The organism is Achromobacter sp. CSND-B12, from assembly GCF_052906545.1.
The window spans coordinates 2,186,858-2,206,128 of record NZ_JBREGJ010000001.1 but is presented as its reverse complement, the minus strand read 5'-3'; the positions used below and the strand labels follow the sequence as shown (position 1 = coordinate 2,206,128).

Annotated in this window: 15 protein-coding genes; 10 read left to right on the top strand and 5 right to left on the bottom strand. The window is 67.9% G+C overall.

From position 1 onward, the window contains the following. From ACUTAG_RS10300 to ACUTAG_RS10285, 4 genes are all read right to left on the bottom strand, one after another. Nucleotides 1-486: a dihydrofolate reductase gene (locus ACUTAG_RS10300; protein WP_020926293.1), complete on the bottom strand. Its 486-nt coding sequence runs from the start codon at nt 484-486 to the stop codon at nt 1-3. A 114-nt stretch (nt 487-600) separates the two neighbouring features. Then, nucleotides 601-2,664: a putative bifunctional diguanylate cyclase/phosphodiesterase gene (locus ACUTAG_RS10295; protein WP_020926294.1), complete on the bottom strand. Its 2,064-nt coding sequence runs from the start codon at nt 2,662-2,664 to the stop codon at nt 601-603. 397 nt (nt 2,665-3,061) lie between these two features. After that, nucleotides 3,062-4,033 carry a thymidylate synthase gene (locus ACUTAG_RS10290; protein ID WP_020926295.1) on the bottom strand — a complete coding sequence of 324 codons (972 nt, stop codon included), beginning with the start codon at nt 4,031-4,033 and terminating at the stop codon, nt 3,062-3,064. Between the two features lie 50 nt (nt 4,034-4,083). Beyond that, nucleotides 4,084-4,524 (bottom strand): OsmC family protein, encoded by a 441-nt coding sequence (locus ACUTAG_RS10285; protein WP_006385886.1) that lies wholly within the window; start codon nt 4,522-4,524, stop codon nt 4,084-4,086. Nucleotides 4,525-4,640: 116 nt separating this feature from the next. Here ACUTAG_RS10285 and coq7 point away from each other — a divergent pair, with 116 nt between their 5' ends. The 10 genes from coq7 to ACUTAG_RS10235 all read left to right on the top strand — a co-directional run bounded on the left by coq7 (nt 4,641) and on the right by ACUTAG_RS10235 (nt 17,521). Continuing rightward, nucleotides 4,641-5,318 (top strand): 2-polyprenyl-3-methyl-6-methoxy-1,4-benzoquinone monooxygenase, encoded by a 678-nt coding sequence (coq7, locus tag ACUTAG_RS10280; RefSeq protein ID WP_187378275.1) that lies wholly within the window; start codon nt 4,641-4,643, stop codon nt 5,316-5,318. An 809-nt stretch (nt 5,319-6,127) separates the two neighbouring features. Next, nucleotides 6,128-7,231, top strand: a complete 1,104-nt coding sequence (locus ACUTAG_RS10275) for an MraY family glycosyltransferase (RefSeq protein ID WP_006385888.1) — start codon at nt 6,128-6,130, stop codon at nt 7,229-7,231. A gap of 96 nt (nt 7,232-7,327) precedes the next feature. Then, the gene (gene tviB / locus ACUTAG_RS10270) at nt 7,328-8,605 is read left to right on the top strand and encodes a Vi polysaccharide biosynthesis UDP-N-acetylglucosamine C-6 dehydrogenase TviB (RefSeq protein ID WP_102964953.1); all 1,278 of its coding nucleotides are present in this window, start codon (nt 7,328-7,330) and stop codon (nt 8,603-8,605) included. 12 nt (nt 8,606-8,617) lie between these two features. Further along, the gene (locus ACUTAG_RS10265; protein WP_054445943.1) at nt 8,618-9,643 is read left to right on the top strand and encodes an SDR family oxidoreductase; all 1,026 of its coding nucleotides are present in this window, start codon (nt 8,618-8,620) and stop codon (nt 9,641-9,643) included. A 1-nt stretch (nt 9,644) separates the two neighbouring features. After that, the gene (gene murJ, locus ACUTAG_RS10260; RefSeq protein WP_026384811.1) at nt 9,645-10,994 is read left to right on the top strand and encodes a murein biosynthesis integral membrane protein MurJ; all 1,350 of its coding nucleotides are present in this window, start codon (nt 9,645-9,647) and stop codon (nt 10,992-10,994) included. Next, entirely contained in the window at nt 10,995-12,140 is a 1,146-nt protein-coding gene (locus ACUTAG_RS10255) for a glycosyltransferase family 4 protein (RefSeq protein ID WP_054445942.1), read from the top strand. Nucleotides 12,141-12,186: 46 nt separating this feature from the next. Further along, on the top strand, nt 12,187-14,118 hold the full coding sequence (gene asnB / locus ACUTAG_RS10250; RefSeq protein WP_148317201.1) for an asparagine synthase (glutamine-hydrolyzing): 1,932 nt from the start codon (nt 12,187-12,189) through the stop codon (nt 14,116-14,118). A gap of 3 nt (nt 14,119-14,121) precedes the next feature. After that, nucleotides 14,122-15,237, top strand: a complete 1,116-nt coding sequence (locus ACUTAG_RS10245) for a glycosyltransferase family 4 protein (RefSeq protein ID WP_006385895.1) — start codon at nt 14,122-14,124, stop codon at nt 15,235-15,237. Next, on the top strand, nt 15,234-16,391 hold the full coding sequence (locus ACUTAG_RS10240; protein WP_054445939.1) for a glycosyltransferase family 4 protein: 1,158 nt from the start codon (nt 15,234-15,236) through the stop codon (nt 16,389-16,391). The genes ACUTAG_RS10245 and ACUTAG_RS10240 overlap by 4 nt, the downstream gene beginning before the upstream one ends. Continuing rightward, on the top strand, nt 16,388-17,521 hold the full coding sequence (locus tag ACUTAG_RS10235; protein ID WP_054445938.1) for a glycosyltransferase family 4 protein: 1,134 nt from the start codon (nt 16,388-16,390) through the stop codon (nt 17,519-17,521). Before ACUTAG_RS10240 ends, ACUTAG_RS10235 begins: the two co-directional genes overlap by 4 nt. 7 nt (nt 17,522-17,528) lie before the next feature. Here ACUTAG_RS10235 and ACUTAG_RS10230 read toward each other — a convergent pair whose 3' ends face one another. Beyond that, nucleotides 17,529-19,202: a gamma-glutamyltransferase family protein gene (locus ACUTAG_RS10230; RefSeq protein WP_242610361.1), complete on the bottom strand. Its 1,674-nt coding sequence runs from the start codon at nt 19,200-19,202 to the stop codon at nt 17,529-17,531. Between the last annotated feature and the right edge of the window lie 69 nt (nt 19,203-19,271).

The following is a 19,271-nucleotide window of genomic DNA, read 5'->3' as shown; positions in this document are numbered from 1 at the left end:
TCAGGCGCGTTCGTACGTCACGAAATCGTAGCGGTAGCCGTTTTCCTCGGGCTGCGCCGCGCGCGCGGTTTCGCGCCACTGGAAGCCGGGCAGCAGGGGGAAGAAGGCGTCGCCCTCGACCTCGGCATGGACCTCGGTGGCAAGGACGCGGCTGGCCAGCGCCAGGGCCTGCGTGTAGATCTGCGCGCCGCCGATGACGAAGGCCTCGGCGCTGTCGCCGCAGGCGGCGATGGCGGCCTCCAGTGTCGGCACCACGGTGGCGCCGGCGGCCTCGAAGGCCGGGTTGCGGCTGACGACGATATTGGCGCGGCCGGGCAGGGGGCGGCCGAGCGAATCCCAGGTCTTGCGGCCCATGATGATCGGATGGCCCAAGGTGCTGCGCTTGAAGTGCGCCAGGTCGCCCGGCAGTTTCCAGGGCAGGGCGTTGTCGCGGCCGATGGCGCGATTGGTGGAATAGGCGACGATCAGGGTCAGGCTGGCGGGCATTCGGACAGGTACGCAAGGAGGCGGCCGGCGGCGCCGGCGGGAAGATTCCAAGCGTAGCAAATTTGGCACGCGGGGCGGGGATTCGCCCGGCCGCGCGGGTCGGCTGGCCTGGATTCAGCCCGCGGCGTGTTCCAGGAATTCGTCGGCCGGCATCGGCTTGCCCAGCAGGAAGCCCTGCAGTGAATCGCACCCCAGCCCGGTCAGGAACTTCTGCTGGGCCGCGGTCTCCACCCCCTCGGCGACGATGCGTAGATTCAACTGCTGCGCCAGCGCCACGATGGCCGAAACGATGGCAGCGTCCTCGTTGTCGTTTTCCAGCTGGTTGACGAAACCCCGGTCGATTTTCAGTTCGGTCGCGGGAAGTCGCTTGAGGTACAGCAGGCTGGAGTAGCCGGTGCCGAAGTCGTCGATCGAAATGGTCACGCCCAGTCCCGACAGGCGCTTGAGCACGGTCAGGCTGGCTTCGGCGTCGCGCATGGCGGTCGATTCGGTCACTTCCAGCGTCAGGCAGGATGGTGGCACATCGTGCCGCGCCAGCGCGGTGCGCACGGTCTCGACCAGGCTGGCGTGGGCGAACTGCAGCGCGGAAATGTTGACCGCGATGGTCCAGTGGCCCTGCCCGGCGTTGATCCATTCGCGCATCTGGCGGCAGGCTTCATTGATGACCCATTCGCCGATCGACAGGATCAGCCCGGTCTTTTCCGCCGTGGGGATGAACTGGTCCGGACCCACCAGGCCGCGGGTCGGGTGGTTCCAGCGCAGCAAGGCCTCAGCGCCCATGATGGGGCCGGCCGGCGCCTCGTATTTGGGCTGGTAGTGCAGCACGAACTGGTCGCGTTCCTGCGCCAGGCGCAGGTCGTGCAGCAGCTCGATCTGTTCATGCGCGTCGGCGTTCATCGACGGCTCGAAGAAGCTGTAGCCGGTGCCGCCCAGGCGCTTGGCGTGGTACATCGCGGCGTCCGCGTTGGTCAGCAGCGCATGGGTGTCCTCGCCGTCATTCGGGTAGATGGCGATGCCGACGCTGGAGGTCACCAGCACCTCGTGGCCGTACACCATCACCGGCCGCGCGATGGCTTCGATCAGGCGGTCGGCCACATTGGCGGCGTCGGTAGGTTCCACCACTTCGCTGAGCACGATGAATTCGTCGCCGCCCAGGCGCGCCACCGTGTCCTGGGTGCGCAGGGTCTGGCGGATGCGCTGGGCCAGGTCGATCAGCAGGGCGTCGCCGGTATGGTGGCCGTAGGCGTCGTTGACCGCCTTGAATCCGTCCAGGTCGAAGAACAGCACTGCGAAATAGCCCTTGCGGCGGCTGGCGCTTTCGATGGCCTGTTCCAGCCGGTCTTCCAGCAGGATGCGGTTGGGCAGCTTGGTCAGCGTGTCGTGCAGCGCCAGCTGCACCAGTTCCTCGTTGGCCTCGGCCAGCGACGAGGCCAACGCCGAGGTGCGGGCTTCGAGGCGGTTGTCCAGCACCGCCACCACCAGGGCGATGGCCAGCACGCTGAGGGTGACGGCGGTGACCGCGATGGCGAGCCAGCCGGCCGAAATGCCGGCGTCCGCCGCCATGCAGATGCTGCCGTCCGGAAAGCCCGCGGCTTCCATGCCGGTGTAGTGCATGCCGACGATCGCCAGCCCCATGACCACGGCCGCCAGCGGCCGCGACAGCGCCACCCGCGGCCCGTCGTGGCGTAGGCGGTAGGTGATCCAGAGCGCCGCGCCCGAGGCCGCCACCGCGATGGCGATGGACAGGGCGAACCAGGCGGGGTCGTAGACGATGCCCGGCATCATGCGCATGGCGGCCATGCCGATATAGTGCATGGCGGCGATCCCCGCGCCCATCAGCAGGGCGCCGCTGAGCAGGCGGGCCCAGGGCAGGTCGTCCTTGCAGACGATCCACAACGCGAAGGCGGAGCAGCCGATGGCGATGGCCAGCGACAGCACGGTCAGCGGCAGGTCGTAGCCCATGGGAATGGGCAGGTTGAACGCCAGCATGCCGACGAAGTGCATGGACCAGATGCCGATGCCCATCGCCAGCGCGCCGCCGCCCAGCCAATAGCGCGCCGCCGGCAGCCCGCTCGCCGCCCGCACGCGGTTGGCCATGCCCAGCGCCGTATACGACGCCAGGATGGCGACCCCTAGGGATACGAGGACGAGCGAAGGGTTATATGTTCCAACGAGCATTTTTGGGGTCCTGTCCTGAGCGCATACAGCCGCCGCGCCGGCCTCAATTCAAATCAATTAGTAGTCAACAGTTGCAACTGGGCCGCAAGGGAATCCTGCTGTCGATGCTGGCGATTCACGTACTCTCTTGTCTGGATGGGGGGGCGGCGCGGCACTGCAGGCGGGCGGCGGACCGGACGGACTGCCCGGTTACGCGGCGAGGGCCAGGCACGGCGCGGCATGGGCCGTTCGGAAGCAACGGCGCGCACGGCTTGCTGGACGCGCGTCCGGGGCTAAGGGATGGGTTATACCGAAAACGGGCTTCCAGAAGCTCACCAATCTTCACTTGCGCCGGACGGGGGCGCGCCCGGCGCCGGATGGCGGCCGCACGCGACCCGCGAAATGCCGGCGGTGGGTTCTAGACGGCCATCGGCGCCGTCAATGGCGCGTGGTGCGTGTATCCGGCCAGCGAAAAATCGCCGGGCTCGACCTTCTCGAGCCATTCCGGCTCGTAACGGCCGGTCTGGGCGAAATCGGGGATGCGGTCGGACAGCACCAGGCGCGGGGCTTCCAGCGGCGTGCGCGTCAGTTGCTCGCGCAGCATCGGCAGGTGGTTTTCGTAGATATGGGCATCGCCGATGAAATACGTGAACCAGCGCGGCGTGTAGCCGGTCAGTCGACCCACCAGGTGCAACAGGGCCGCGCCCTCGGTAAGGTTGAACGGCGTGCCCAGCCCGACGTCATTCGAGCGGATATACAGGCACAGCGAGATTTCGCGGGTGGTCGCGTTCGGCAGGAACTGATAGAGCAGGTGGCAGGGCGGCAGCGCCATTTCCTCGATCTGCGCCCAATTCCAGCCATGGAACAGGATGCGGCGGTCGCCCGGCCGTTCGTGGATGGTGTCCAGGCACTGGCGCAACTGGTCGACCGCCTTGTACAGCAGCACCTTGGACGCGCCGCCTTCCTGCAGGTCCGCGACCTTGGTGTAGCCGCGGCCCAGGGCGTCGGCGATCTGGCCGTCGCGATCGGCGTCCAGCAGCTTGTAGGCCGGCCACTGGCGCCATTGCACCCCATAGACCGGGCCCAGGTCGTCCGGGCCTTCGCGGTAGGGGTTGGCCAGCCACTGGGCGTTTTCGTTGGCGTTCTGGTCCCAGACCTTGCAACCCAGTTCGCGGAACTCGGCGGCGCTGCGCACGCCACGCAGGAAGCCGACCATTTCGCCGATGGCGGACTTGAAGGCCAGCTTCTTGGTGGTCACGGCCGGAAAGCCCTGCTGCAGGTCGAAGCGCAGCGAGGCGCCCGGCATGCTCAGCGTGCGTATGCCTGTCCGGTTTTCCTGCCACGCGCCGGTGTCCAGGATGGATTGAACGAGGTCCAGGTATTGTTTCATGGGTACAGAATCAGAAAAGGCTGAAATGGCGGCGTGTCGGCCGGGGCGCGCTAGGCAGCGGCGGCGTCCCGGGTGTCGACGATGTCCACCGAAAACGTCAATTCGGCGGTTTTTTCGAGCATCGCGGATGCCGAGCAGTATTTTTCGTGCGACAACTGCACCGCGCGCTCGACCGCGGCGCGCGGCAGGTCGCGGCCGGTGACCGTGAAGGCAAAGTGGATGCGCGTGAACACCTTGGGGTCGACATCGGCGCGGTCGGCCTGCAGCTTGACGCTGCAGCCGGTCACGGCGTGGCGGCCACGCTTGAGGATCAGCACGACGTCATAGGCGGTGCAGCCGCCGGTGCCGGCCAGCAGCATTTCCATCGGACGCGGCGCCAGATTGTGGCCGCCGCCGTCCACGGCGCCGTCCATCACGGCCACGTGGCCGCTGCCGGTGCTGGCGGTAAAGAGCATGCCGTTGGGGCCGCCCCAGTCGATCGTGCATTCCATTTGTCAGGTCCTTGTGCTTGAGCGCAGTCAATGGCTGATGATACCCGTTGCGTACAATTCCAGGCACGAGAGTCCCACCCCGGATGAGGGGTGTGTGCCCCATTCAGGAGTCGTCTATGTCCCTCACGCTGTCTCGATCCGGTCCCGCTGCCTTCCTGCGCCGCGCCAGCCCGCTGGATGCCCTGCTGGCCGAAGCCGACCGGGCCCTGCGGGTGTTGTCCGGCAGCGCCAGCGCCGGTCGCCCCAACCCAGCCACCGCCGAGGAGGCGCCGGATACCCTGTCGGCGCAGGAAAAGCGTCACGCGGCGGGCTTGATGCGGGTGAACCACGTGGGCGAGGTCTGCGCCCAGGCCCTGTATCGCGGGCAGGCCGCGGTCTGCCGCGAGCCGGGGCCGCGCAACTTGTTGCTGGAGGCCGCCGGTGAGGAAGTCGACCACCTTGTCTGGTGCAACCAGCGCCTGACCGAACTGGGCAGCCGCCCAAGCCTGCTGAACCCGGTCTGGTACGCCGGCTCGTTCGCGCTGGGCTTGTTGGCCGGCTATGCGGGCGCGCCGCGCAACCTGGGCTTCATGGCCGAAACCGAAAAGCAGGTCGAGGCGCACCTGGAAGGGCATTTGCGGACGCTGCCGGAGCAGGACGCCCGTTCCCGCCAGATCGTGCAGAAGATGAAGGACGACGAGGCCCAGCATCGCGCCAGCGCCGAGGCTGCCGGCGGCGTGCCGCTGCCTTGGCCGGTCAAGGCCGCCATGCGCGCCATGTCCAAGGTCATGACCACCACCGCGTACCGGATCTAGGACTGCCCGCGCAGCGCCGGCAAGGCACGGCATCAGAATGTTGCAGTGCGCAATATTTGCCGCATATTGGTGCCGCATGCACCTTTCCGGTGCAAATCATAGGGCGGGATAACCCGATCGTGGCTAGGGTAATTCCGCAAGGGGTTAACCCGTTCGGCAATAACCCTCCATTTTTGCAACGCATTGCTGGGTGCGGCTTTCCGGGGAGGGAGGCGCGACGTTGCGGCAAAAATGCAACGCAACATCGGACAACGCGACTGCTCTAAAAAAATTCTTGCAACGCACAAAAAAAACCGATACTATGCATCTCATCGGATGTTGAAACGCAGTCGGCGCGGTGCCAAACCCCGACAGCGCAGCGAGCGAAACGCTCCCAACATGCCACGGTTGTCTCCTCCACCCTCCTCCTTTGGTGGATTTAGCCCGAGATCTCACGATCTCGGGCTTTTTTTTGAGCGCATTTGAACTGTCCCTTTTTGTTCGAGGCGTCGGCGCGTGATCCCGCCGGCGGGTGGCCGTAACCCGCGGAAATCGCTTCGCCATCGTCTCCGTGTTTCCCCTTGGATATTTCGCGTGTGTCGGGGCGGAAAGCTCTACAATCGATTCATGAATTCGGTCTTTCCGCGCGTCTGCGGTCGCGTTGCTGGCCGGCCCCGTCATAGCGGGGTTCGGCTTGTGCACGGGTCCGGAGCGCGGACGTTACGTTCTGTCCCGGTGAATTGCACTTCCTTATCCCTCCCATATATGGGCGTTACACCTGCCATTGATAATGGCGGGCCTGTCTCGATAGACCAACCCGAGGTGACCCAGTGACCTGGCTGTACATTTGCGTGGTCGCGTTCATGGTGGGAGGACTCATCGTGGCGTCGGAGCGCTGGCATGGCGCCTTCACCGGCGACAGCGATCTGAACAAACCGCAAGCGAATCACTCTCGCGCCACGCCCCGCGTGGGCGGACTGGCCGTGCTGGCGGGCACGCTGATGGGCCTGCTGGTGCTCGGCCCCGACAACATGACCCTGACCTGGCTGTGGCCGGCCTTGTTCGTGTCGGCGTTGCCTGTATTCGTGGCGGGCCTGCTCGAAGACATCACCAAGGATATCGGCGCGAGCAAGCGCCTGCTGGCGGCCTTCGCGTCGGCCGCGATCGCCTGGTGGCTGCTGGGCGGCGTCAGCCGGGTCGGCATGGCGCCCGTGGACTACGTCCTGTCGTATTGGCCCGTTTCCCTGATTTTCACCATGTTCGCCGTGGGCGGCTGTACCCATGCCCTGAACATCGTCGACGGCATGAACGGTCTGGCCGGCATGATCGCCACGCTGATGGCGGTGTCCATCAGCCTGGTGGCGCTGCAGGTGGGCGATGTGCCGATCTTCATGGTCGCGGCGGCGCTGGCGTCGGCGACGCTCGGCTTCCTGGTCTGGAATTTCCCGTTCGGGCGCGTTTTCCTGGGCGATGGGGGCGCGTATTTCCTCGGTTTCATGCTGGCTGAACTGGCCGTGCTGCTGGTCGTGCGCAATCCGTCGGTGTCGCCGTTCTACGCGTTGGCGGTGTTGTTCTACCCCGTATTCGAAACCGGCTTTTCCATCTGGCGCCGCCGCTTCAAGCGCGGGGTGCCGGTGGACCAGCCGGACGCCCTGCACCTGCACCAACTGGTCTTTCGCCGCCTGGTGCGCGTCACCTTCAGCCGCGGCCGTCGCCACGCGGTGCCGGCGTTGTGCAACGCCCTGGCGTCGCCCTACATGTGGGTGCTGGCCCTGATCGGCCTGGTGCCGGCCACCATCTGGTGGGACAACGCCTGGGTGCTCAGCGCCAGCCTGGTGGTGTTCGCCAGCGTCTACATCTGGCTGTATGCGCGGCTGGTCTCCTGGCGCCGTCCGGGATGGCTGTTGCTGCCATCCGTGCTGCGGGCAGACTAGGTTTTGGGCGCCCCGGTGATCGCCGCCGGGGGCTCGGTTATCCATCACCCCGACCATTTTTGAATGCCGTAATCGTCTTACGGTGAAGGGAGAGTTATGTTGCGTATTCAGGATGTGAAACTCGCAGTCGTCGGCCTGGGCTATGTCGGCCTGCCGCTGGCGGTGGAATTCGGCAAGAAGCGCTCGGTCATTGGCTTCGACATCAACACGCGCCGCATTGAGGCGCTGAAGGCCGGACACGATCACACGCTGGAAGTCAGCGACGCCGAACTGGCCGAAGCCAAGCAACTGACCTATACCGCCGACCGCGCCGAGCTGGGCCAGGCCAACGTCTTCATCGTCACCGTGCCGACGCCGATCGATGAATACAAGCAGCCCGACCTGACGCCGCTGGTCAAGGCCAGCGAGACCATCGGCGCGGTGCTCAAGCGCGGCGACATCGTCATCTACGAATCGACCGTCTACCCCGGCGCCACCGAGGAAGACTGCGTGCCCGTGCTGGAGCGCGTGTCGGGCCTGAAGTTCAACGTTGACTTCTATGCTGGCTACAGCCCCGAGCGCATCAACCCGGGCGACAAGGAACACCGCGTCAGCACCATCAGGAAGGTCACCTCGGGTTCGACGCCGGAAGTGGCCGAACTGGTCGACCAGCTCTACAAGCAGATCATCACCGCCGGCACCCACAAGGCCTCCAGCATCCGCGTGGCCGAAGCGGCCAAGGTGATCGAGAACACCCAGCGCGACGTCAACATCGCCCTGATCAACGAACTGGCGCTGATCTTCAACAAGATGGGCATCGACACCGAAGCGGTGCTGCAGGCCGCCGGCACCAAGTGGAACTTCCTGCCGTTCCGCCCGGGCCTGGTGGGCGGGCACTGCATCGGCGTCGATCCGTACTACCTGACGCACAAGGCGCAGTCGATCGGCTACCACCCCGAGATCATCCTGGCGGGCCGCCGCCTGAACGATTCGATGGGCGGCTACGTGGTGTCGCAACTGGTCAAGGCCATGACCAAGCGCCGCATCCACGTGCAGGGCGCGCGCGTGCTGGTGATGGGCCTGGCGTTCAAGGAAAACTGCCCCGACCTGCGCAACACCCGCATCGTCGACATCGTCAAGGAATTGGGCGACTACAACGTCGATGTGGACGTGTACGACCCGTGGGTGGAAGCCGAAGAGGCGGTGCATGAATACGGCATCACGCCGGTCGCCAAGCTCGAACAGGGCAAGTACGACGCCGTGATCCTGGCCGTGGCGCACCATCAGTTCAAGGACATGGGCGCCGAGGGCATCCGCAAGCTGGGCAAGCCGGAACACATTCTTTATGACCTGAAGTACGTGTTGTCGCCCGCCGAATCCGATCTGCGCCTGTAAGGAGGACGTCGCATGACCACACGTTTCGAGACTGTTTCGCGGGAACTGACGGCCGCGCCGCGCAAGTGGCTGGTTACCGGCTGCGCCGGCTTCATCGGTTCCAACCTGGTGGAGACCCTGCTGAAGCTGGACCAGACCGTCACCGGCCTGGACAACTTCGCCACGGGCCACCAACGCAACCTGGACGAAGTTCGCGGCTCGGTCACGGCCGAGCAGTGGGCGCGTTTCTCTTTCATAGAGGGCGATATCCGCGATCTGGAAGCCTGCCGCCGTGCCACGCAGGGCGTGGACTTCGTCCTGCACCAAGCGGCGTTGGGTTCGGTGCCGCGTTCGCTGAAAGATCCGATCACCACCAATGAGGTGAATATCGGCGGCTTCCTGAACATGCTGGTCGCCGCGCGCGACGCCGAGGTCAAGTCGTTCGTCTACGCGGCTTCCAGCTCGACCTACGGTGACCACCCGGCCTTGCCCAAGGTCGAGGAGAACATCGGCAATCCGCTGTCGCCCTATGCCGTCACCAAGTACGTCAATGAGCTGTACGCCAGCGTGTTCGCGCGCTCCTATGGCTTCGAGACCGTCGGCCTGCGCTATTTCAACGTGTTCGGCAAGCGCCAGGATCCGGACGGCGCCTATGCGGCGGTGATCCCGAAGTGGACCGCGGCGATGATCAAGGGGCAGGACGTCACCATCAACGGCGATGGCGAGACCAGCCGCGATTTCTGCTTCGTCGACAACGCGGTGCAGGCCAACATCCTGGCCGCCATGGCGCCGGCCGAGGGCCGCAACCAGGTGTACAACGTGGCGGTCAGCGGCCGCAGCACCCTGAACCAGCTGTTCGAATTCCTCGTGAAGGCGCTGGGCAACCAGGGCGTGGCTTATGCCAAGAAGCCGGTCTACGCCGACTTCCGCGCCGGCGACGTGCGCCATTCGCAGGCGGACGTCAGCAAGGCCGGCCGCCTGCTGGGCTACCAGCCCACGCACACGGTGCTGCAGGGCCTGGAAGTGGCGATGCCCTGGTACACGCAATTCCTGCGTTGATTTGAAAGCACTTATCCGCAAACTCGGCAGCATCCACCCGGACCACCAGCGCATCTTCAAAGGCGCGTTCCGGGTGGCGGTGTTCCTGCTGCTGGGCAAGGCCGCCGGCGCCATCAAGGAGATGGCGGTGGCGTACCGCTACGGCGTCAGCGACGCCGTCGACGCCTACCAGTTCACGATGACCATGGCCACCTGGCTGCCGGTCACCATCGTGGGCGTGCTGTCGGTGGTGCTGATTCCGGTGCTGGTGCGGCTGCGCCGCGCCGAGGACGCCGAACGCGAGCAGTTCATCCGTGAGTTGCAGGGCTGGGTGGCGGCGGCGGGCGTTGCGCTGGCCGCGCTGACCTGGTTCGCCTGGCCCCACGTGCTTGGCGCGCTGGGGCAAGGCCTGTCGGCGCGCGTCGGCGAGATGACCGGCGAACTGCTGCTGGCCTTCGCGCCGGTGGCGGCATTGCTGCTCGTCGCCGGCATCAGCGCCGCGCGGCTGCGCTCGCACGAGCGTCACGTCAATACCCTGCTGGACAGCGTGCCGGCCGTGGCGACCCTGGCATGGGTGATGCTGGCCGCCAGCGCCGAGAGCGTCGGGCCGCTGCTGTGGGGCACGCTGGTCGGCTACGCGATCCAGACCGTTTGGCTGGCCTGGCTGGCGGCGCGCGCCGACGGCGGTTTCTGGGGCGCGCCCAGGCTGACCCTGCAATCGCCGCACTGGCCCGAACTGATGAGCGCCGCCGGCGTGATGCTGATCGGCCAGGTGGCCATGAGCTTCGTCGGCCCGCTGGACCAATACGCCGCCGCCAACCTGGGCGCCAATGCCAACGCCACGCTGGGCTACGCCAGCCGACTGCTGTCGCTGTTGCTGGGCATCGGCGCGGTGTCGGTGGGCCGCGCGGCGCTGCCGGTGCTGGCCGACGTGCAGGCACGCGGCGACACGGCGCGCGCGCGCGGCATGGCGCTGAAATGGTCGGTGCTGATGGTGGCGGCGGGCGCCGCCGCGGTGGCAGTGGGCTGGGTGCTGGCGCCGTGGGGCGTGTCGGTGCTGTTCCAGCGCGGCGCCTTCACCGCCGAGAACACCGAGGCCGTGGCGCACGTGCTGCGCTGGGGCCTGTTGCAGTTGCCGTTCTATTTCGGCGTGCTGATCCTGGTGCAGCTGCTGGCCAGCCAGAACCGCTATCGCATCATGGCCGCCATCGCGGTCGGGAATTTTGCGCTGAAGGCGGCGCTCAACACCGTCCTGGCGCCCAGGATGGGCGCCGCCGGCATCATGCTGGCCACCAGCCTGATGTACGTGTTGTCCTATGCCTGCTACCTGGTGGTGGCCCTGCGCCGCGCCGAACCCAAAGAGGCCGACTGAATGCCCGCCGTTTCCGACTCCGGCCGCCCGTTGCGCGTGCTGCTGTTCATCCATTCGCTGCACGGCGGCGGCGCCGAACGGGTCGCCGCCGACCTGAGCGCGCATTGGGCCGGCATGGGGCGCGAGGTCATGGTGGTGACGCAGGCCAGCGCCGACGGCGATGTCTACACGCTGCACCCCAAGGTGCGGCGCGAGGTGCTGCATACCGCGGGCGAGGGCGGCGGGCTGCGCGGCATCTGGAGCAATGTGCAGCGGGTGCGCGCGCTACGGCGCGTGATCAAGGCGTTCCGGCCCGATATCGTGCTGGGCATGATGACCACGGCGTCCGTGCTGTCGGTGCTGGCGTCCACCGGCCTGGCGTGCCGCGTCGTCGCCACGGAACATACCCATCCGCCGTCGCAGACCTTGTCGGGCTTCTGGCAGCGCTTGCGCCGCCTGACCTATCCGCGCGCCGCGCGCGTGGTGGCCCTGACCCGCGGCACCGCGCAATGGATCGAACAGCATGTGCCGGGATCGCGGCTGGCGGTGATCCCCAACCCGGTGCATTGGCCGCTGCCCAAGGGCGAACCCGTGCTGGCGCCGGCTTCGAACGATGGTCGCAGGCGCCTGCTGGCGGTGGGGCGGCTGCACGCGGACAAGGGCTTCGACCTGCTGCTGCAGGCATATGCCCGGCTGGCCCCGTCGCATCCGGACTGGGATCTGGTTATCCTGGGCGAGGGCGGCGAACGCCGCGCGCTGCAGGCGCAGGTGCGAGAGGCCGGCCTGCAGGACCGGGTCAGCCTGCCGGGGCGCGCGGGCAACGTGGGTGATTGGTACCAGAGCGCCGACCTGTACGTGCTGACGTCGCGCTTCGAGGGGCTGTCCAATACGCTGCTGGAATCGATGGCCAGCGGGCTGGCCGCGGTGGCATTCGATTGCGATACCGGGCCGCGCGAAATCGTGCGCGAAGGGGTGGACGGCGTGCTGGTGCGGCCTAACGGCGATGTCGACGCGCTGTGCCGCGAGCTGGGCGCGGTGATGGGCGACGAGGCCGCCCGCCTGCGCATGGCCGAGGCGGCCACGGCGGTGCGCGAGCGCTTTTCCGCCGGGCGGGTGCTGGGCCTATGGGAAGAACTTTTTGACGGTGTGCGCGGATCGGGCCGCTAGGCCGCGCGCTACACCGTTGCTGCGGTGACCACGAGAACCTGAAATCATGTGTGGAATTGTCGGAATTTGGGGCCCCCTGGGCAATAAGGCGCAAGTGCTGGCGGAAAGCTGCCGTCGCATCCGCCACCGCGGGCCGGACAGCAATGGCTTCTGGGAAGATGCCGGCGCCGAACTGGCGCTGGCGCATGTGCGCCTGGCGATCCAGGACCTGACCGAGGCCGGCCACCAGCCGATGGTGTCGGCCTGCGGCCGCTACGTCATGGTGTTCAACGGCGAGATCTACAACCACATGGACATGCGCCAGCAGCTCGAGGCATCGGGCCTGGCGCCGTCCTGGCGCGGCCACTCCGATACCGAGACGCTGCTGGCCGGCTTCACCGCGCTGGGCATCGAAGCCACGCTGCAAGCGGCGGTCGGCATGTTCGCCATCGCCCTGTGGGACCGCGCCTCGCGCAAACTGGTGCTGGCGCGCGACCGCATGGGCGAAAAACCGCTGTACTACGGTTATTCGGGCGCCGAGCTGGTGTTCGCATCGGAACTCAAGGGGCTGACGCCGATTCCCGGATTCGGTCGCAACCTGAACCGCAACGCGTTGGCGTCGTTCATGCGGCACAACTACATTCCGGCGCCGCAATCCATCTACGAAGGCATCGCCAAGCTGCCCCCGGGCGCCTGGATCGAGTTCACCGCCGATGACACCCGCAGCCGCCGCATGCCCGAGCCCCGCGTGTACTGGTCGGCGCGGGAAGCGGCCGATACCGCGGCGCAATCGTTGCTGTCGTTCGACTCGGACGCGCAGGCGACCGATGCGTTGGAAGGCGTGCTGTCCAAGGCCGTGGGCGGCCAGATGCTGTCGGACGTGGCCCTGGGCGCCTTCCTGTCGGGCGGCATCGATTCGTCCACCATCGTCTCGCTGATGCAGGCCCAGAGTTCGCAACCGGTGCGCACCTTCGCCATCGGCTTCCATGAAAAGGGCTACGACGAGGCGCAGCACGCCAAGGCGGTTGCGACGCACCTGGGCACCGACCATACCGAGCTTTATGTCACAGCGGAAGATGCGCTGGCGGTCGTGCCCGGACTGGCCGACATGTACGACGAGCCGTTCGCCGATTCGTCGCAGATCCCGACCTCGCTGGTGACGCGCATGGCGCGCCAGCATGTCACGGTGGCCTTGTCGGGCGACGGCGGCGATGAGCTCTTCGGCGGCTATTCGCGCTATTTCCGCGTCAACAACTGGTGGCAAAAGTGCGAACGCATTCCGTCGCTGCTGCGCACGCCGGCCGGCGCGCTGCTCAGCGCCTCGACCCATCTGCCGGGACGCGGCGCCTGGCGCGGCAAGGTCGGCAAGCTGGGCGAGCTGCTGCGCGCCGACTCGCGCGGCGATTTCTACCGCCTGTTCGTGTCGTACTGGTCGGATCCGGCCCGGGTGGTCAAGGGCGGCGTGGAGCCGGTGTCCGAATTCGCGCAGGCGATGCGCGGGTCCACCTTCGAGTCCATGATGAAGCTCGATACCGTGACCTACCTGCCGGACGACATCCTGGTCAAGGTCGATCGCGCCGCCATGGCGGTGAGCCTGGAAACCCGCGTGCCGTTGATCGATCACCGCGTCTATGAATTCGCCTGGAGCCTGCCGCACCACTACAAGGTGCGCGGCGCCACCGGCAAGTGGCTGTTGCGGCATGTGCTGTACCGCCATGTGCCGCAGGCGCTGGTGGACCGGCCCAAGCGCGGCTTTGCGGTGCCGCTGGCGGCCTGGCTGCGCGGACCGCTGCGCGACTGGGCCGAAGCGCTGCTGGACCCGGCGCGCCTGCGCCAGGAAGGCTGGTTCGAGCCCGAGCCCATCCTGCGCAAGTGGCGCGAGCACGTGTCCGGACATCGCAATTGGGACAGCCACCTGTGGGGGGTGCTGATGATGCAGGCCTGGCTGGACCGCTATCGCGCGGACGCTAAACAGGGAGGAACGGTTGGGAGTCGCTGACGAATGAAGATACTGATGCTGGTCAGTTCCATGCATGCCGGGGGCGCCGAGCGCGTGGCCGCCACGCTGGTCAACGCGTGGGCCGAACGCGGCGACGACGTCACCCTGACGCCGACCTATTCGTCCAAGGGCACCTGCTTCTACCCGCTGTCGGACAAGGTCAAATTGGACTGGCTGGCGGACCTGGCGGGCACGCGCGTGTCGGGGCCGATGGCCGCGTTCAAGCGCTTGCTGGCCCTGCGCAGGCATATCCGCGATACCGCGCCCGACGTGGTGGTGTCGTTCCTGACCAACGTCAACGTGGCCGCCATTCTGGCCACCCGCGGCCTGCGCGCCCCTTTGATCGTCTGCGAGCGCACCAACCCGGTGGCCGAGACCACCACGGGCACGGTCTGGCGCAGGCTGCGCCGCCTGCTGTATCCACGCGCCGACATGGTGACGGTGCAGGCGGCCGATACGGCCGGCCCGTTCTCGCGGCAGGTGCCGGGCATCAAGCGCCTGGCGGTCATTCCCAATCCGCTGCCCGCGCCGTTGTTGGACGCGCCGCGCGTCGTCCAGCGTGAAGACGCCGGGCCGCGCACCTTGCTGGCGATGGGACGGCTGGTGACGGACAAGCAGTTCGATCTGTTGATCGATGTGTTCGCGCAGCTGGCGCCCGAGTTCCCGGATTGGAACCTGCGCATCTGGGGCGAAGGCCCCGAGCGCGGCGCGCTGGAACGCCAGGTCGAGCGCCTGGGGCTGCGCGAGCGGGTCAGCCTGCCGGGCCGCACCGAAGCGCCCTGGGAAGAACTGGCTCAGGGCCAGGCCTTCGTGCTCAGTTCGCTGGTGGAAGGTTTTCCCAACGTGCTCCTGGAGGCGATGGCGCTGGGCCTGCCTTGCGCCGCCTTCGACTGCCCCAGCGGTCCGCGCGAGATGACGCGCGATGGCCAGGACGCCTTGCTGGTGCCCGCCGGCAATCGCGATGCGTTGCGCGAGGCGCTGCGCCGCCTGCTGGGCGATGCGGGATTGCGCCGGCAACTGGGCGAGCGCGGCGCCGACGCGGTGCGCCAGCGCTATGCGCTGGCCAGCGTGCTGGCGGAATGGGACCAGTTGTTCGAGGCCGTGAGGGAAGGGCGATGAGCGCCGCCGCATTGCGCGTCGTGCACGTGATCACCGGCCTGGGCCAGGGCGGCGCCGAATCCGTGCTGTGGCGGCTGGCCACCTTCCCCGGACAGGACGTCGAGCACATCGTGGTGTCGCTGACCGACGACGGCATCTATGGCGAGCGGCTGCGCGCCGCCGGCATCACCGTGCATACGCTCGGCATGCCGCGCGGCCGCATCACGCTGCGGGGCTTCATGGGCCTGCGTCGCCTGATCGCCGGCGCCAGGCCTTGCGCGGTGCAGACCTGGATGTACCACGCCGACCTGATCGGCGGCCTGGCGGCCCGCCTGGCGGGCGTGCGCGCCGTCGCCTGGGGCATCCGCAATTCCGGCGCCCACCTCGAGCGCAGCAGCCGCTCCGCCCGCATGGTGCTGCGCGCCTGCGCGCTGTTGTCGGGCGTGCTGCCCGGCGCGATCGTGTGCGCGGCGCAGGACGCGGCGGAGCGCCATGCCGCGAAGGGCTATCGCCGCGACCGCATGGTGGTGATTCCGAACGGCTACGACTTGTCGCGCTATGCGCCCGACGCGGCCGCGCGCGCGCGCGTGCGCGCCCAATGGGGCCTGGACGGCGATGTGCCGGTGATCGGCTGCGTGGCGCGCTGGGATCCCTTGAAGGACCATGGCAATCTGTTGCGCGCCGTGGCCGCGCTGGTGCGCGATGGACGCGACGCGGGGCTGCGCTGCGTGCTGGTGGGGCGCGGCATGACGGCCGACAACCCGGAGCTGATGGTGCTGGTCGACAAGCTCGGCCTGCGGGAACGCCTGGTGCTGGCCGGTCCCAGCGATGAGGTGCCCGCCGTGATGAATGGCCTGGACCTGCACGTGCTGTCGAGCTGCGCCGAAGGATTCCCCAACGTCGTTGCCGAGGCCATGGCTTGCGGCGTCTATTGCGTGGCGACCGACGTGGGCGACGCCGCCTATATCATCGGAGACACCGGTGTGGTGGTGCCCCCCGAACAGCCCGAGGCATTGGCGCGCGGCATCGAGACCGCGCTGCGCGACGTGGCGTCGCGCGGCCAGGGCCGCGCCGGCGAGGCGGGCCGTGCCCGGGTGCTGGAGAACTTCGACCTGGGACGCATGGTGCAAAGCTATACCGCGGTGTGGCGCCGCCTTTCCGGAGACCCGGCATGAGCGCGGCCCGTCGATTGCTGTTCGTGGTCAACAACCCGGCGTTCTTCATGTCGCATCGGGTGCCCGTGGCGCTGGCCGCGCAGCGCGCCGGATACGACGTGCACGTGGCGACGATGGATGGCCCCGCGGTCGCCGACATCCAGGCGCTGGGCATGACCCATCACGCCATTCCGATGACGCGCAGCGGCAAGCATCCGTTGCAGGAACTGGGCACTTTGCTGGCGCTGCTGCGACTGTTCCGGCGCTTGCGGCCACAGGTTGTGCATCTGGTGACCATCAAGCCGGTGCTGTATGGCGGCATCGCCGCGCGGCTGGCGCGTGTGCCGGCCATGGTGGCCGCGATTTCAGGGCTGGGCTTCGTGTTCCTGTCGAACTCGTTGAAGATGCGCCTGGTGCGCGCCGTGGTGGCGCGGTTGTACCGCCTGGCGCTGGGCCATCGCAATAGCCGGGTGATCTTCCAGAATGGCGCCGATCGCGATCTGCTCAAGTCATTGGGCGCGGTGCGCGATGAGCAGGTGGTGCTCATCCGGGGGGCCGGCGTCGATCTGGACTTGTGCCGGGCGCTGCCGGAACCGCCGGCGCCACCCGTGGTGGTGACGATGGTGGCGCGCTTGTTGCGCGACAAGGGCGTGCAGGAATTCGTGCAGGCCGCGCGCCTATTGCGCGCGCGTGGCGTGCCGGTGACGATGCGGCTGGTGGGCGGCGTGGATGCCGGCAATCCGGCTTCCGCCACGCCGGCCGAGGTCGAAGCCTGGCAGCGCGAAGGATGCGTCCAGGCGCTGGGCGAACGCGCCGACGTGCCGCAACTGTACGCGGACTCGCACATCGCGGTGCTGCCTTCCTATCGCGAAGGGTTGCCCAAATCGCTGATCGAAGCGGCTGCCTGCGGCCGGGCCGTGGTCACGACCGACGTGCCAGGCTGCCGCGATGCCATTGACCCCGGCAAGACCGGGTTGCTGGTGCCGGTGCGCGACCCGCAGGCGCTGGCCGACGCCATCGCGCGGTTGGCCGGCGATGCGACGCAGCGCCAGGCCATGGGGGCGGCGGGCAGGGCGCTGGCCGAACGCGAATTCAATATCGAGCGCGTGGCCCGTATCCACGTGGACCTGTATGACACGCTGAGCGCCTGAGTCCGGCTCAATGGCCCAAGGCCGCGCCGTCGCGGCGCGGATCGGCGGCGCCATCGAGGCCTTGCGGCGTCACGCGTATCGCGGCGGCGCCGCTTTTCATGTCGACCTGCTCGAGCTTGTGGCCGCGGGCGGCCAATCGCGCGATGGTATCGGTCGCCACTCGGCCCTTTTCCACCTGGCTGCGGCCGCTGTTGCCGGCGACGTGCGGCAGCGCCAGCGCGTCGGCGGGGCGCAGCCCCCAGGCCAGGATGCCGACCACGGCCTGGGCGATGTAGTCGACGATGTAGCCGCCGCCGGCCGATCCGGTCACCAGCGCCAGCCTGCCATCGCCATCGAACACCATGGTGGGTGCCATCGACGTCACTGGCCGCTTGTTCGGCGCCATGGCGTTGGGCGCGCCCTTGCCGTGGGTCGACGAGAAATTGGTCAGGGCGTTGTTCAGGAAGAAGCCGTGCGGCATCAGCCATGAACCGAAGTTCAGGTTGATGGTGGTGGTCATCGACAACGCATTGCCGCGCGCGTCGACGATAGCGACCTGGCTGGTTTCGGTGGTGCCCGGCGCGTCGGCGCCGGCCGGCGCCGGCACGCCGGCGAACACCCCCGGGCGCGGGCCCGTGACCGCCTTGCCGGATAGCAGGGCGGCGCGTTCGCGCACGTAGCCGGGCGCGATCAGCTGGCGCACCGGCGCCTTGACCTGTGCCGGGTCGCCGATATAGGCCAGGCGGTCGGCGCGGGCGATGCGCGCGGTATCGATCAACAGGTGGTCGGCGGCGGCGGAGCCGGGAGCCAGTGTGTCGATGCGGTGGGCGGCCAGCATGCCCAGTTGCTGCAGCACCGATACACCGCCGAAGCTGGGGGGCGGAAAGGTGCAGACCTTCCAGGACAGGAAGGGGCCGCAGATCGGCGTGCGTTCGACCGGGCGGTAGGCCGCCAGGTCGGCGGCCTGGATCAGGCTGGGATACTTGCCCGCGCCGATGGCGGCCAGGACATCGGCGGTGAGCACGCCATGGTTGATTGCATCCGGATCGGCGGCGACCTTGCGCAGCGCGTCCGCCAGCAGCGGATTGCGGACCGTTGCGCCGACCGGCAGCACCTGCCCGCGGGCGTCATAGAACACATTGCGGATCGCGGGGTTCTCGGCCAGTTGCGGCAGCCGCTGCAGGCTGTCGTGCAGGTAGGGCGACATCGGAAAGCCGTCTTCGGCGCTGTGGATGCCGGCCTGGAACAGGCTGGCCCACGGCAGTTTTCCGTGGCGCTGGTGCGCCAGCGCCATGACGCGAACGGTGCCGGGTACGCCGACCGGGCGGCCCAGGCGTGCCACGTCCTTGAGCGGCAGGGTGGCGCCGTCGACGTCGGTGCGCAGGCTGGCGGTGGTGCGCGCCGGCGCCGCGGCCAGCCCGTCCAGGGCGGACAAGGTGCCGTCGTCCTGGTCCCACACCAGCATCAGCGTGCCGCCGCCCAATCCGGACGATTGCGGCTCGACCACGGTCAATACCATCTGTACCGCGATGGCCGCGTCCACCACGCTGCCGCCGCGCTTGAGGGCGTCGAGCCCCGCGGCGGCCGCCAGCGGATTGGCGGCGGCGACCATGCCGGAGGAAGGTTGCGCCTGCGTGGTGGCAGCCGCGCATAGCGCGCAGGCGGCCAGGATCCGTGAGATGCTGCGAACAGGCGTAGGCATGGGGCGCTTCGGGGAAGGACGACGGGCCATTATTCGCCCGTCATGGCGTCCTGTCCATAGCGGCCCCGA